Here is a 14,268-nt window from a genome sequence, read left to right on the forward strand (position 1 = left end):
AATAGACATAAACTTATTGCTATTTCGTGTTTGCGGAATGCGAAAGGAAAACCACCACAAAATGAGCGAACAACAATCTACCAAGCTTAATCCAGAAGGATTAACTCCGTACGAACAGGCTATGCGAGACAAGTATCTTGGCAATGAATATGACGAAGGTGAATATGGCGACGATGAACGGTCTGAGGTTGAGCCTGAAAATAAAGCCAATACCGAAAAAACCGAGATGAGCATAGATGAATACGAGGCAGCTACCGCCCTTAAGCTTGCTAGGGAGAGGTTTGCTAAGGCCAGCATCGCCGTTGAATCTCACTTCTTTAAGAAGTACTTTGGTGGAAAGAGTCGCCAAGCTGAACTAGAAGCCGCTACCGAACAATTGAAGCAGAGCGAATTGGAATATATGCGTATTAAGTTTGCTGATGAAATCGAAGCAGCAAAACAAGACGCAGATAAGCAGGCTGAACTGGCGGCGGAAATAGCTCAAGCGGCATTTGCAAATATGCAAGAAACTTCAAAGAGGAAGTCGGATAGGTATGATGAAGTGCTTGATGGGCGTAATAAATTCCAAAAAGTTGCCGCTAAGGCGGGTGAATGGTTTACTAAGGGCGGTAAGGTTTCTCAGTGGCTTAAGCTGGGCGGCGCTGGTTTTGCTGTTGGTACTGTAGCCTCTGTTTTGGGTGGCTGGCCTATTACGACGGCTACTCTAGTTGCCACAAAACTTGCAGTTGCTGGGGCAGTAAAACAGAATATCCTTGAAGAGCGTCGTGGTGAAAATCGCATGGCTGATGATCGTCCTGATTATCTGGATTCTTCATTTGTTAAAGATATGGCTGACAAGGAGGCTGATTATGTAATGAATCGTGCTGTCGATATGTCAGTTGATGAATTAAAGGACGTGAGTATGGAGCGTCAAGAGGATCTGCGTCAGCGAATAGGGTCAGGTTTGGCTAAGTATGCTGTCGGTTTTGGTCTGGGTGGTCTTGCTGGAAATTGGCTGAGTTCTACCTATGCCACTGGAAATAGTGTACCGCAATCTGGTAGCGAGGCTGTTGATGCTAATTCGACTGGAGATAGTGTACCGCAATCTGGTAGTGGGGCTGTTGATACAGGTGTGTCAACTCCAGAGGCGCCAAATGTACCAGAAATAAATTTTGATTCTTATGACTATCCTTGGGACTGGGCTGCTGAGAAGTTTGGCGACGCTAATGCGATGGATCAACTTCATAATCTGGCCGATAAAGCCATGGCTAACGGTCACGCCGTGAGATGGTATAATACTGGCGGAATAGAGTATCTGGAAGTTGACGGATCTAGCGCTACTGCGCACGTGTTGGATGTATTGAGTAGATACGTTTAATAGATAAAATATAAAATAAACAAGGAGATAAAAAATGTTTGAAATTACTGACGAATTCTTAGCACAGGCTGGTTTTGGGTCATTGCCTGCGGATAAAAAAGAACAGATGAGGGAAGACGTCGCTAACAGTGTCCAGGATAAGATTACAAGGAAGATCTTGTTGGCTGTTGGCGAAGACAGGGTGGATGAGCTTATGGGCTTGTTGGGCGGAGATGATGTTCCTGCGGTGCTTAATTGGTGTGTAAATAATGGCATTGATTTAACAGAAATTGTTCAACTGTCAATGAACGAGACGATGGCTGAATTGCAAAAACTATATGGCGATGCGCTTAATATGGTGCGTGGATAGTAATATCAAATAGTTGCTGGTATAATTTAACCTAAGTATATAGACGAAAGAAAAGGAGGACTATGTTCCAACTGAATGAGGAATTTCTTAAAGAGCTGGGTCTGGATAAATTGCCACAAGAGCAGCAAAAGCCGTTTTTGCAGCATATTTATAGCGAGCTGGAGCTACGAGTTGGCGAGCGCCTAAGTCAGGGCATGAGCGATGCTCAGCTGGAGGAGTTTGCTGGTATTATTGATAAAACTCCGGGTGCTGTTGATGCGTTTTTAGAGAAGCATGCGCCAAATTATCAGCAGGATCCAATGTTCCAGAGGTTATTGCAGGCATCGGGTGCGGCAGCTGACGATACGCGCCTAAGGGATGAATTTACGGCTACGAAGTGGCTGGAGGTGAATCGTCCGGATTATCGTGATGTCGTGGCGGCTGTGATGAACGAGCTGAAGAAGGAAATTATTGCCAACCGCGATGTTATTTTAGGTGGCATGAGTGCGTCTTCAGCTCCGCAGCAGACTCAAAGCGACTTTGATTTGGCTGCTTAGCAAGTAAGCTTAGCCTTGATGGCCGCGGAGAAATTCTTCTGCGGTCATTGTTTTGCCGCTGGTTGGGGCTATAAGTTCGTCAATAATTAGATAATTGCCGTCGGTAAATTTTTGATCAAGAATAGAGCTAGGACTATTACTGCAATGGGCTCTAGTGATAATTACATCTTTCCCATCAATAATTAATCGACTGCGCGGAAAGCCTAAGTGTGCTCTGATATGGGCTTCAGCTTCAGTGGTTGTCATGCTTTCTGGATTAAGCCAGGATTTATCCTTACTCAGTAGCTGGCAATAGGTGGCCGTAGAATGATCTTGTGGCGTGGTTTTTGTATGACCATTGATAATATCTGGTAGATTTTTTATTAATAGAGCAGTTCCGTCGTGGAATAATTTATCGTATAATTCTGGCTTTGTTTCTTTTCTTGTGAGAGGTTGGGTGATTTGCGAATATATTGGCCCGGCGTCCATTTTGCTATCAAGCTGCATAATTGACACTCCGGTTTCATGGTCTCTGTTAGCTATGGCTGCCTCAATTGGCGAAGGTCCTCGATATTTTGGTAATAGAGAAGGATGAACATTGATAATTCCTGGCGTAAATAGATCGATGATTGACTGAGGTATGATTTTTCCGTACGCAACCAAAACGCCTGTGGCTGGCTGAAGTTGTTTGATGTGGTCGGTAATTTCATTGGCTTTATTCGGCTGCAAAACTGGGATATTTTGAGATTTAGCGAATGTTTTTACTGGAGTTTCGGTGAGTTTATGTCCGCGACCACGCCTGGTGTCAGGTTTGGTAACAGCGCAAACAACATTAAACCCATTGTTAACAAGAGCTTTTAGGGTAATTAGGCTATAATTCTCAGTCCCAAAGAATACTATTTTCGGCGATATCTTTGTCATAATCTAGCGGCTGCAGCTCGCCTTTCTTATCGAGCGTATAAAAAGCATCTTTTTTATCTTTAATGTGATCAATAAAAACCAGGCCATTGCAGTGATCAATTTCATGTTGTAAGACTCGCGCCAAGAAGCCTTCTGCCTTAATGCGAATTTCCTCACCCTCCAGGGTCATTGCTTTTACGCGAACCTTACTGTAGCGGGGAACTCTGCCATAAATACTTTTAACACTAAGACAACCCTCAAAATCTTCAACAATCTCGCCCTCATACTTTACAATTTCTGGGTTAATAAGCGTTATAAACTCCCGAGTTGATTTTTTTTCAAAATCCGCACGGACAATTACCACTCTTTCTAGTTTATCCACCTGTACGGCTGCCAGGGCTGCACTGATTTCGTGTGGTCGTGAATCTTCCCAGTCAAGTGCTGCTGCAGTCATGTCGTCTGCTAATTTTATGACATCGTCTGTGACAACGTGAATTTTTGATGATTTTTGGCGAAGATGTGGATTTGGTAGTGTAATAATATCGTCTCTAGTCATTATTGTAATTATAACAGAAATTACAACAGACTGACAGGGTCCAGTTCGTATTGCCAATGAGTTGAGGGTAGAAATTCTAGAAGATCAAGTAACTCTTGTCGGCGAGGGCTTTTAATGACGATTTGCCAGCGATATGTATCACGAAGTCGTTCGTAAAAAGCGGGTGTTGGCCCTAGTATCTCAATATTGTTAGATTTGGCCTTTAATAGGTCTGCTAGTTTCTTGCTATTTTTAATAGCGGCGGCTTCGGTTTTATAAATACAGGTTAATTTTAGTAAGTAGGCAAAGGGTGGAAAATTAGTTTTTTGCCGTTGGCCGATAGTCCTATCGTAAAACTCTGAGTAATCTTGAGATAGGCCATTTGTGATAGATGGATGATTTGGCTGGTATGACTGAACAACAACTTCCGTAGAAACGCTCGATCTGCCTACACGACCAATCACCTGAGCTAGCAGCTGGAAAGTTCGCTCAGCTGATGAATAGTCGGGCAGGGCTAGTCCGGCGTCTGCTTGGACGACTCCAACCATCCTAAGATGCGGTAAATCAAGTCCTTTGGCGATAACTTGCGTGCCAATAATGATATCTATCTCACCATTTTTTAGCTCATCATAGCGCTCGTCGACCGTAGATTTTGCGTCGGTGTCTCTATCAAATCGAGCAATTTTTTTGTTCGGAAATAGCCTCTGTAATTCGTTCTCAATACGTTTGGTGCCGATACCTTTGTGGATAATGTTTGCGTTTTTACACTCCGGGCAGCTGGTGGGGACTTTCGTTGAAAAATTACAAATATGACAAGATAATTTATGATGGTCGGCGTGAAGAGTTAATGGCACAAAGCACCGTGGACAGCCGGCTTGCCAGCCACAATTTTCACAGAGAGTAGTGGCTGCGGTACCTCGTCTATTGTGAAAAATCAGAGCCTGTTTATTCTTGGATAAGGTTTTAGACAATGATTCTATCAGGGTATCTGATAAGAAATGGTGTTGAGTAAAATTATTGCGCTTTGTCATATCAATCAGTGTAATATGGGGGCGAATTGTGTTCGGTCGAGCCGGCTTTTTCATGGTTGCTATGGGAGTATTTGATTTTTTGGCAATATAATAGTCGGCAACTGCGGGTGTGGCGCTGCCTAAAATTAATTTACCACGGTGTTGGTTGGTAAGAATTGAGGCAACTCGTAGAGCTGAATATCGTGGTGACTGTTCTTGTTTAAAACTGGGTTCGTGACACTCGTCTATCACTACTAGTCCAAGCTGCTGCACCGGCGCAAAAAGCGCAGACCTTGGTCCTATTATCACCACTGGATCATTGGAGCCGATAATTCTTTTCCAAACTGCATGTCGCTGCGCTTCGGTTTGTTTGGAGTGGGTGACGATGACATTTGGTAGGTGTGCGGAGAATTCTGCGACCAATTGTGAGGTAAGAGCTATTTCCGGTACGAGGATTATCGATGACCTCTCTTCTTCCAGGGCTCGTTTTACAGCCTCTATATATACTAAAGTTTTGCCCGAACCGGTTACGCCGTGTAAAAGAATAGTCCCATAGTTTAATCCGTCAATAGTCTTGAGGGCTACCTTTTGCTCGTCAGTGAACACATTTTTTATTCGATTTTCTGTTGAATTAACTGAGGCGGTGGGATTGATTGGGCGACGTTTTTTAGATAGACCACTAGGTAAAATGGTTTGCCAAACTGTCGCCTGATGGGTGGCGTAATATTTACTCATCCAGGATGCTGTTTGAACTAGCTCAATCGGCAAAGGATAATCTTCGATGATTTTGCTAATGGGCTTGACTTCAAAATCGGGTTTGCGGACTTCTTGTAAAACTATACCGACAGCGTTAATTTTACCGATTTCTATGGCAACAATTGTTCCGGTAGGTAGTCTATCTTCAGAAGAATAGGTAAACGAATCAGCGTCGCTACGGACAATTCTTGTTGGCGAAACCAAATAGTAATGCATGTTTATATTATATCGCGAAAAAAATGCTAAAATAAGCATATGTATTTTGAGAGTCGTTCGCAGGCTGGGGCAATCCTGGCGGATAAGGTGCTGGAAAAATACCGCTACGAGAACTGTGCGGTGGTTTCGATTGGTGAGGGCGGCGTATTGGTTGGCGAGCAAATTGCGGTAAAACTCCACTGCGTACTAATGATGCTGCTGAGCGAAGGTATTGAAATTCCTGGAGAAAGCTTGAGCATTGGTGCGATGTCGCAATCAGGGCAATTCACTTATAACAGTCAATTTTCCGACGGGGAGATTCATGAATATACAAGTGAGTTTCATGGCTATTTGGAGGAGAAGAAACGCGAGGCGCATCAAAAGATGAATAGGCTTTTGGGCGATGGTGGAATTATTGATAAGGATATGTTAAAAGACAGAGTGGTGATTTTGGCGAGTGATGGATTTGGAGATGATTTGTCGGTTTTAGACGTGGCTTTGAGTTTTCTAAAGTCAGTTCGAATTGAGAAATTGGTGATTGCAGTGCCGTTCTGTGGCGTGGCGGCGGTTGATAAATTACATATGACGGTTGATGAAATGCATATTCTAGATGTGAAAGAGAATTTTATGGGCTTAAATCATTACTATGAAGACAATACATTGCCGTCAAAAGAGGAGACTATAGCGAAAATTAATCAGGTAATTCTGAATTGGCGGTAAAATGCTTGTCGGGTGTTGTAAAATTGTGATAGACTTGAAGTAAGAAAGATGCGTTAGGGAGGTTATGTTAGACGTTTTTATTACATCTAGGGTGCGGCGAAAAATTGTAGTAGTATACGCTAAGTATCCTGATTTTCATACACATGTTCGTGGTTTGGCGAAGCTAATCAAAGAGGATCCTGGTAATATCCAACGAGAACTGAAGCGGCTAGAAAAGGTTGGTTTTCTACAGAGTGAAAAACAGGGTAACTCGCGCACGTATTTCACTAATAAACAATTTCCAATTTTCAAAGAGCTACAAAGTATGGTAATTAAGTCTCAGCAATATTCAGCACGCTCAAAGCGCGGTATGGCTGATAGGGACTAATGAGTTTATTTGAGAAAATTTTAGTAGCGCGGGGCTTGACGACCCGGGTAGCGCGCGAAGCTTTTTTGCGACCGGATTATGCGGCGGTGAAACATGATCCGTTTTTGCTGCCGGATATGGAAAAGGCGGTGGCGCGGTTGAAACAAGCGCGGGAGCAGGGCGAAAAAATCGTTATTTACGGTGACTATGATATTGACGGGCTGAGCGCCACGGCGCTGTTGCTGGATGCGTTTGGTAAGTTTGGTTTTGAGGACGTTGACGCTTTCATCCCAAATCGGTTTGTTGAGGGTTATGGCATGACCATGGGCGCGGTGGATAAGGTGCGCGACATGGGCGCGGATTTGATCGTGACGGTGGATACCGGTAGTTTGTGTCATGCAGAGATTGCGTATGCCACCAGCTTGGGAATTGATACGGTGGTGACAGATCATCACAATGTTGCCGAAACGCCACCGCCGAGCGTGGCAGCGGTGAATCCGAAGTTCTCAGGACACAGTTATCCATTCCGTGATTTGTGTGGTGCGGGCGTGGCATTTAAGTTGGTGCAAGCACTGCAGACTGAGCTGGATGGCCTATCTGATGGTTATGAAAAGTGGCTGCTCGATTTGGTGGCACTGGGGACGGTCTGTGATATCGTGACGTTGGCTGATGAAAATCGGGCGAATGTGTATTGGGGACTAGAGGTTCTGAAAAAACAACAACGCCCAGGACTGAAAGCGTTGATGGCGGTAGCGGGTATTGAGCCGGAGCAGGTTAATGCCCGTCATCTGGGCTTTGGTCTGGGTCCGCGAATGAATGCGGCGGGGCGGTTGGAGACGGCGCAACACGCGTTGGACATGCTAGTGGCGCATGATGGACTGGCGGCGCTGGAGGCCAGTGAGAAGCTGGAGGAATTGAACATCAAGCGGCGCAGTATTCAGGATGCCATCTTTGAGGAAGCATGTGTGCAAGCCGAGAAGCTGGCGAATGACCGTGTGTTGGTGGTTAGTAGCGATGGCTGGAATCACGGTGTTATCGGCATTGTGGCGTCAAAGTTGGTGGAGAAATATAAAAAGCCGGTGTTTATCATTGGCGAGCGCGGCGAGGAAGCAACGGGTTCGGCGCGCAGTTTTGGTGATTTTTCAGCGGCCGATGCAGTGCGGGCGGCGGACGACATAATCATCAAAGGTGGCGGGCACGGAGCGGCGGCGGGCGTGACACTGGAGACTGAGAAAATTGGCGATTTTCGTTGTCGCGTGAATGAGTTTTATGATTCGCTACAACTAACAAACCAAGAGCGATATTTGCTACCGAAATCTGATGTAGAAATTGATGACTTTTCGGAAATTAATGAAGAATTGGTGGAGAATTTGGCGAAAATGGAGCCATTTGGCAATGGCAACCCAGAGCCAGTATTAAAAATTACCAGAGGGAGCGTGCTGAGCGTGCGGCGAATGGGTGCGGATGGACAACACGTTAAATTAGCACTGCGTGATAAAAACGGTAAGGTGTTGCAGATGCTGGCGTTCAACGCGCCAGAGGAATTTTTCCGCGAGCCAGGCGACGAGGTGGCGGCGTGGTTCCAGCCAACCGTCAATGAATGGCAAGGAATAAGGTCTGTTGAGGGGCGATTGTTGCATTTAGCTTAGGTGTAATAGTTGCATTACTTGTAGAGTAGATGTATTGTTATAGTGTATTAATATTTTTGGGTGGGAGAATTTTTTAGGAGGTTTGGTATATATGGAGTTTTCTAATAGCGGCAGAGGGGAGATTATATATCAGAAAGATACACATCCTAGCCTGGGAGAGGTAGCGCTAAAGCTACTGGTTGATTTCCCCGAAGGTGGTAATTTTACATGCACGGAGGAGCTGTCTGGCGAAAGCTTAGCTTACCTTAAAAAAGAGTACGACGTTGCAGCGGGTGAATATGATAGACTAGCTAGACGTTTGTATATAGATTCTAACCAGGGTTCTTTAGGACTAGAACAGGCGCGTAGATTATGGATGTCAAGAAATAAGTCTAATCCTGAGGCGGTAGCGATAATAGAGGAGGCTTTTGGTCGCGTAAATTCCCTAAAGGATATAATGGATGAGATAAATAATGGCGTTCGATTGTCTTTATCTGGTGGTGATGCGAATGGAGAAGTTCCTGGTGATTTGGCTTGGCTAGAAAATATTCCTTGTGACTTTGCCGGAGTTGAAGTTTCCAAAAATAATGATGGTACGTATACTGTCAAGATCCCTGTTACAGAATACAAATCTGACTGTACTGGGTATTGGGCTGATTCGATCACTTATACTATTACGCTTACTTCTGATGATGAGGTATTAAATATCACGTCAGAGAGGGTGAATCGATAATCTAGTTGGCAAATACTTTCTTATCTGTTATAATGTTTGCAGTATGGTACAAGTAACACGTAAAGATCAGAAGGAAGCGAACGAAAATATCATTCGTCGTTTCAACCGCAGGGTTTTGCAAAGCGGTGTTTTGGCTCGCGCTAAGAGCGTTATGCGTTTTGAAAAACCAATTTCAAAGACTGAGCGTCGTAAAAAAGCTATTATTCGCCGTGAGCGACGAGCTGAAAAAACGGCAAAAATGCGCCTAGGGGTGCGTTAATGTCTGCGCTAAAAGAGCGCATTGCCAGTGAAATGAAAGCCGCTCTATTGAGCGGCAATCGTTTTCGCGGTGATGTTTTGCGTAATCTAAAGGCAGCAATCTTAAACGAAGAAGTTTCTTTGGGTAAGCGAGAAGATGGCTTAGATGATGCTGAAATTGAAAAAGTCGTTGCTCGAGAAGTGAAAAAGCGTGTCGAAAGCGCGGATTTATATCGAAAGAATGATCGTGCGGAGTTGGCGGAACCTGAAGAACAAGAGGCGGAAATTTTGCGAGAATTTTTGCCAGAACAATTGAGCGAAGCAGAGATTGTGGCGATCGTTGAAGATGTTGTGGCGAGTATGGATGACGTTTCTATGCAAAAGATGGGCCAAGTTATTGGCGCAGTGAAACAGAAGGTTGGCAATGCTGCTGACGGTGCGTTGATCGCAAAAATTGTTAAAGAAAAACTGACAAAATAGGAGGAAATATGATTATCTTTTTTGGGCCGGCTGGTGCTGGTAAGAGTGTGCAGGGGCAGATTTTGGCGGCGCGACACGGTTGGCGCTGGCTGAGCGCAGGGCAGTTGCTACGCGACACGCACGATGGTGAATTGATCCATCGTATGCAATCTGGTGAATTAGTGCCGGTGGAGATTATCAATGGTCTGATGGGCGAGGCTTTAAATAAGGCCAAGGACATCAACGGTGTGATTTTGGATGGTTATCCACGTCAGTTGGAGCAGGCGAAGTGGCTGATTGAGTCGCAATCGCATCACGGTCAAGACGTGAAGTTAGTGATCGTGCTGGAAGTGCCGCGAGATGAGATTTTGGAACGTTTGCGAGTGCGTGGTCGTGTCGATGACACGCCAGAGGCAATTGATAAGCGACTCAGTATTTACCGAGGCGAAATTTATCCAATTTTGGACTATCTGAATGACAATAATATTCCAATCATCCACATGAGCGGCGTGGGTACAGTTGGGCAAGTGCATGATGAAATTGAAAAAGAGCTGGTTAGTCGCGGAATTGTTGAGGGCGCCAAATGAGCCACTTGATCACTGGCGAAAAAACACCACAGCAAATGAAAGATATGCGCGAATGTGGGCGGATGCTGGCGACGATTTATGATGAACTACGCCGGCGGGTAACGGCTGGTATGAGTGAATTGGATGTTAATGATTTTGTGGCCGGGCGAATCAAGGATTTTGGCGCAGAAGCGACGTATTTGACAGATGAAGTGAAGTTCCCAGGGGTGATTTGCGTGTCGACCAATGAGCAATTGGTGCACTCGTTCCCGACAGATTATGTGTTTGAGAAGGGTGATGTGGTGAGTTTTGACTTGGTGATCGGCTACCGTGGTATGAAAACTGACAGCGCCTTTACTATGGTGGTTGACGAAGAACCGCGCGGCGCCAAAAAGCATTTATTGCACGCAACGGAACAGAGTTTGTACGCAGGGATTGATGCAATTTCTGGCGATGGGACACGAGTTGGTGATATCTCAGCAGCGATAGAAGCGGTGTTAAAGAAAGCCAAATTGGGCATCATTCGCGAGCTGGTTGGTCACGGCGTGGGACTGGAAATGCACATGAGTCCAGAGATTCCAAATTATGGCCGGCGCGGTACTGGTCCGGTGTTGCATGCTGGTGATACAATCGCTATCGAGCCGATGGCTAGCCTCGGCGGTGAGAAGATTATTACTGATACTGACGGATGGACGATTAGCATGAAGGACGGTAGTCTGGGGGCACACTTCGAGCATACCGTGCTGATTACGGAAACGGGTGCGGAGATTATTACGAAACTTTAATTGTTAATCTGAATCTAAGGGCTCGTTATCAAAATCTATTTCTGCAACTATGTATCGAGGCTTACTCCGGAAGAGCCCAGTAGCCCAACCGTGGCCACGAAAGGGTAGCCCATGTTCGGCTAGCCAGTCCGAGTGTGTTTTAGAGGGGCAATCCAGCGCAAGTTCTCTATCTCTTAGTTCACGTTCTGTAATTCCACCATTATACACTTCAATGTAGAAGAAAACCTTATTCTTGCCACATGTCACAAAGGCGATATTGTTTTTTAAGTAAGGGTCTTTTTTTGGGCCATTTTTTAGGGGATTTAGTAGGTCGTTAGGTAGGTAATTGGCTTTATGCATAGCCAGTCCAATTCCACCACCGTGATATGTTTTTACCCCATCTTCATTTCGCCCACCACCTGGGCTGTCGTAAAATCCATAGAATGTATAATGTTTCATCGGAATTTTATTGCCGCCAGCAGTATATGCCTTAAAGGCGGTTTCAACTTGATGAAGTGTTTCCTTGGCAACAGCATCATAGGCGTTTTCCCTTAACTTATGGTACGAAACAACAGAAATTGCTGAAATGATACCAATAATACAGATCGCCATAATAATCTCAACGATAGTAAAACCGCTTGTGCTTTTCATCTAAGCTATTGTAGCAAAAATATTTTTTATGAGCAACGCGGTAATTGGCTTGCCAAACTATAGCCATAACCTGTATAATGAAGCTCATGCAGGAGCAATCTCGATACGTGGTAGGAATTGATGTTGGTACGAAAAACGTGCGCTGTGTTGTGGGCTATGCTGACGCAGAGAGCGGCGTGCCAAAAATTGTCGGCGTTGGTGAGGCGCCAAATAGTGGCATGCGAAAAGGTGTGGTGACTAATCTAGCTGGTCCAGCTGAAGCAATAGACAAGGCTTTAGAGTCAGCTGAGCGAATGAGCGGACATCAAGTTAATGCAGCGACCGTAAGTATCAATGGCTCTCATTTATTGAGCACCAAGGCTGATGGTATGATTACTGTCGGTACGGTTAGTAATGAGGTTACGACGGATGATGTTTTACGCCTAGAGGAGGTGGCGACAACAGGAAAAGTACCGCAAAATCGAGAGATTTTAGAGATTGTTGCGCACTCATATAGGCTTGATGGCCAAGACAACATTAAAGATCCTGTTGGTATGACCGGTGCGCGATTAGAAATTAAAGCTAATGTGGTGTCTGGTTTGGTACCTCATATTACAAATTTACAGAAATCTGCAGAAATGGCGAAGGTTGATTTGTCATCGGTTGTTCCGTCGGTTTTGGCGGCATCTCAAGCCGTATTGACAGAGAGTCAGCGTGAAAATGGCGTTGCGGTAATAGATTTTGGTGCGGCAACTACTGGTGTTGCTGTTTATGAAGAGGGAGATTTGCAGCATTTGGCGGTAATTCCGATGGGCGGACAAAACGTAACTAATGATTTGGCTATTGGGTTGCGGACAGACCCAGAGGTGGCTGAGGTTGTCAAATTGGCACATGCTCGATTTGGCGGTGAAGCTTTGGGTGAAATTGAGATTAAGATTGCAAAGCAGACTTATAAATTCAATCAAGAAGAGATTGATGAGATTGTTCAGGCGCGTTATGAGGAGATTTTCGAAGCAATTGCCAAAGAGCTGAAGCGTGCTGGACGACTAGGAAAACTACCGAGCGGTGTTGTCCTGGTTGGTGGCGCAGCAAAGGTTAAGGGCCTGGTAGAGTTTGCAAAGGATCAATTGAGTGTGGCGGCATGCCTGGGCAAACCTTCGGGCTATAGTGGCGCCAGCGATGAGGTGAAGGGAGTTGAATTCTCAGCGGCCGTCGGATTAATGTTGCTTGACTCTATGGACGTGCCACAACATGCAAAATCATTAGCTGGTGCGCGTGACGTCACTAAGAAAGCTGGTGGTTTTTTGAAAAATATTTTCGCCAGATTTAAATAAATGGTATACTGAGTGTAAGGATTAAGAGAGGGGATATATGCCGCAAATACAACCAAGTGAAGTTCAAACATTTGCCAGTATAAAAGTCGTCGGTGTTGGCGGCGCTGGTGGTTCAGCTATCAATCGAATGAAAGATGCTGGTTTGAATGGCGTGCAATTTATTGCCATGAACACTGATGCTCAGGCGCTGCATAATTCAAAAGCTGACATAAAAATTCATCTTGGTCATGACGTAACTAATGGTCTGGGTGCGGGTGCTGACCCGACTGTCGGTGAGGCGGCCGCTAATGAATCTCGTGAGGAGATTAAAAAGTCCCTAGAGGGTGCCGACATGGTGTTTGTGACTATCGGTGCTGGCGGTGGAACTGGCTCTGGTGCTGGTTATGTTGTGGCGGAAGTAGCTCGAGAGCTGGGTATTTTGGTGGTTGGTGTGGCGACGCGACCATTTAGCTTTGAGGGCGAAAAACGCCGGGTAAATGCTGATTGGGCAATTTCTCACTTGGGTCGAGAAGTCGATACCTTGATTACTATTCCAAATGATAGGCTGTTACAGACAATCGACCGTCGAACGCCACTTTTGGAGACGTTTAAAATTGCTGATGACGTCTTGAGGCAGGGTGTGCAGGGTATTTCTGAATTGATTACCGAGCACGGTTTAATTAACCTAGACTTTGCTGACGTGAAAGCGATTATGAGCAACGCCGGTTCGGCCCTAATGGGAATTGGTCGGGCAAGTGGTGATGATAGGGCGGTTCAGGCGGCGCAACAAGCTATTGAAAGTCCTCTAATTGAGGTGTCGATTGATGGCGCCAAGGGTGTGCTGTTCAATGTAACTGGTGGCTATGATATGAGTATGGCAGAAATCCAAGAAGCAGCAGAGATTATTACGAGTGCTGTTAGTCCAAATGCCAACATCATCTTTGGTGCGACATTGAAGCCAGAGATGGAGGATGAATTGGTGATTACGGTAATTGCTACGGGATTTGACAGTGATACATTTCATCAGCAGGACGTCAGTTTGACGGTTGGTGAAACTACGTCGCAGGCCGAGGAAGAAGTTGATGAAGAGATGGTTAAGAATATTGATCTGGAATTAGATAAGGAAGAGGCGGCTGAAAAGTTTGCGGCTGAGCCAGAGACAAATATGTGGGACACCCCAGCTACTGAAGTTGAAGACGAAGAAGATGACACCCCAGCTTTCCTGAGACGGCGAAAGAAGAATAAGGAGTAGATA

17 protein-coding genes are annotated in these 14,268 nt (G+C 45.3%); 13 read left to right on the forward strand and 4 right to left on the reverse strand.

Annotated elements, in window-relative coordinates; genetic code table 11:
- The first annotated feature begins 61 nt into the window (after positions 1–61).
- The 3 genes from TM7x_RS00685 to TM7x_RS00695 all read left to right on the forward strand — a co-directional run bounded on the left by TM7x_RS00685 (position 62) and on the right by TM7x_RS00695 (position 2,242).
- Positions 62–1,357, forward strand: a complete 1,296-nt coding sequence (locus TM7x_RS00685; RefSeq protein ID WP_148305617.1) for a hypothetical protein — start codon at positions 62–64, stop codon at positions 1,355–1,357.
- Between the two features lie 34 nt (positions 1,358–1,391).
- Positions 1,392–1,706, forward strand: coding sequence for a DUF5663 domain-containing protein (locus TM7x_RS00690; protein ID WP_039326901.1), 315 nt, complete (start codon positions 1,392–1,394; stop codon positions 1,704–1,706).
- A 62-nt stretch (positions 1,707–1,768) separates the two neighbouring features.
- Complete coding sequence (locus TM7x_RS00695) at positions 1,769–2,242, forward strand: DUF5663 domain-containing protein (protein WP_052198777.1); 474 nt, start codon at positions 1,769–1,771, stop codon at positions 2,240–2,242.
- Positions 2,243–2,251: 9 nt separating this feature from the next.
- Here the strand turns inward: TM7x_RS00695 and fmt are convergent, their stop codons facing one another.
- The 3 genes from fmt to priA are packed head-to-tail and all read right to left on the reverse strand — an operon-like array spanning position 2,252 to position 5,638.
- Positions 2,252–3,142: a methionyl-tRNA formyltransferase gene (gene fmt / locus TM7x_RS00700; protein WP_039326904.1), complete on the reverse strand. Its 891-nt coding sequence runs from the start codon at positions 3,140–3,142 to the stop codon at positions 2,252–2,254.
- Entirely contained in the window at positions 3,102–3,677 is a 576-nt protein-coding gene (gene def / locus TM7x_RS00705) for a peptide deformylase (RefSeq protein WP_039326906.1), read from the reverse strand. Before def ends, fmt begins: the two co-directional genes overlap by 41 nt.
- Before the next feature lie 20 nt (positions 3,678–3,697).
- Positions 3,698–5,638, reverse strand: coding sequence for a replication restart helicase PriA (gene priA, locus TM7x_RS00710; RefSeq protein ID WP_052198778.1), 1,941 nt, complete (start codon positions 5,636–5,638; stop codon positions 3,698–3,700).
- Between the two features lie 39 nt (positions 5,639–5,677).
- Here priA and TM7x_RS00715 point away from each other — a divergent pair, with 39 nt between their 5' ends.
- The 8 genes from TM7x_RS00715 to map all read left to right on the forward strand — a co-directional run bounded on the left by TM7x_RS00715 (position 5,678) and on the right by map (position 11,091).
- Positions 5,678–6,337: a phosphoribosyltransferase gene (locus TM7x_RS00715; RefSeq protein WP_039326909.1), complete on the forward strand. Its 660-nt coding sequence runs from the start codon at positions 5,678–5,680 to the stop codon at positions 6,335–6,337.
- Between the two features lie 64 nt (positions 6,338–6,401).
- Positions 6,402–6,704 carry a helix-turn-helix domain-containing protein gene (locus TM7x_RS00720; protein ID WP_010164263.1) on the forward strand — a complete coding sequence of 101 codons (303 nt, stop codon included), beginning with the start codon at positions 6,402–6,404 and terminating at the stop codon, positions 6,702–6,704.
- Complete coding sequence (gene recJ / locus TM7x_RS00725; protein ID WP_039326912.1) at positions 6,704–8,332, forward strand: single-stranded-DNA-specific exonuclease RecJ; 1,629 nt, start codon at positions 6,704–6,706, stop codon at positions 8,330–8,332. The genes TM7x_RS00720 and recJ overlap by 1 nt, the downstream gene beginning before the upstream one ends.
- A gap of 91 nt (positions 8,333–8,423) precedes the next feature.
- Positions 8,424–9,044, forward strand: a complete 621-nt coding sequence (locus TM7x_RS00730; RefSeq protein WP_039326915.1) for a hypothetical protein — start codon at positions 8,424–8,426, stop codon at positions 9,042–9,044.
- A 43-nt stretch (positions 9,045–9,087) separates the two neighbouring features.
- Positions 9,088–9,303, forward strand: a complete 216-nt coding sequence (locus TM7x_RS00735; RefSeq protein ID WP_039326918.1) for a 30S ribosomal protein S21 — start codon at positions 9,088–9,090, stop codon at positions 9,301–9,303.
- Positions 9,303–9,761 (forward strand): GatB/YqeY domain-containing protein, encoded by a 459-nt coding sequence (locus tag TM7x_RS00740; protein WP_039326921.1) that lies wholly within the window; start codon positions 9,303–9,305, stop codon positions 9,759–9,761. Before TM7x_RS00735 ends, TM7x_RS00740 begins: the two co-directional genes overlap by 1 nt.
- An 8-nt stretch (positions 9,762–9,769) precedes the next feature.
- Entirely contained in the window at positions 9,770–10,327 is a 558-nt protein-coding gene (locus TM7x_RS00745; protein WP_039326924.1) for an adenylate kinase family protein, read from the forward strand.
- Positions 10,324–11,091: a type I methionyl aminopeptidase gene (map, locus tag TM7x_RS00750; RefSeq protein WP_039326927.1), complete on the forward strand. Its 768-nt coding sequence runs from the start codon at positions 10,324–10,326 to the stop codon at positions 11,089–11,091. The genes TM7x_RS00745 and map overlap by 4 nt, the downstream gene beginning before the upstream one ends.
- 3 nt (positions 11,092–11,094) lie before the next feature.
- Here the strand turns inward: map and TM7x_RS00755 are convergent, their stop codons facing one another.
- Complete coding sequence (locus TM7x_RS00755) at positions 11,095–11,721, reverse strand: prepilin-type N-terminal cleavage/methylation domain-containing protein (protein WP_039326929.1); 627 nt, start codon at positions 11,719–11,721, stop codon at positions 11,095–11,097.
- A gap of 86 nt (positions 11,722–11,807) precedes the next feature.
- Between TM7x_RS00755 and ftsA the strand changes: the two genes are divergently transcribed.
- Positions 11,808–13,034, forward strand: coding sequence for a cell division protein FtsA (gene ftsA, locus TM7x_RS00760; RefSeq protein WP_039326933.1), 1,227 nt, complete (start codon positions 11,808–11,810; stop codon positions 13,032–13,034).
- A gap of 37 nt (positions 13,035–13,071) precedes the next feature.
- Positions 13,072–14,265 carry a cell division protein FtsZ gene (gene ftsZ, locus TM7x_RS00765; RefSeq protein WP_039326937.1) on the forward strand — a complete coding sequence of 398 codons (1,194 nt, stop codon included), beginning with the start codon at positions 13,072–13,074 and terminating at the stop codon, positions 14,263–14,265.
- Positions 14,266–14,268 lie beyond the last annotated feature (3 nt).

The sequence above is a fragment of the Candidatus Nanosynbacter lyticus genome, assembly GCF_000803625.1.
GTDB classification, from domain to species: domain Bacteria; phylum Patescibacteriota; class Saccharimonadia; order Saccharimonadales; family Saccharimonadaceae; genus Nanosynbacter; species Nanosynbacter lyticus.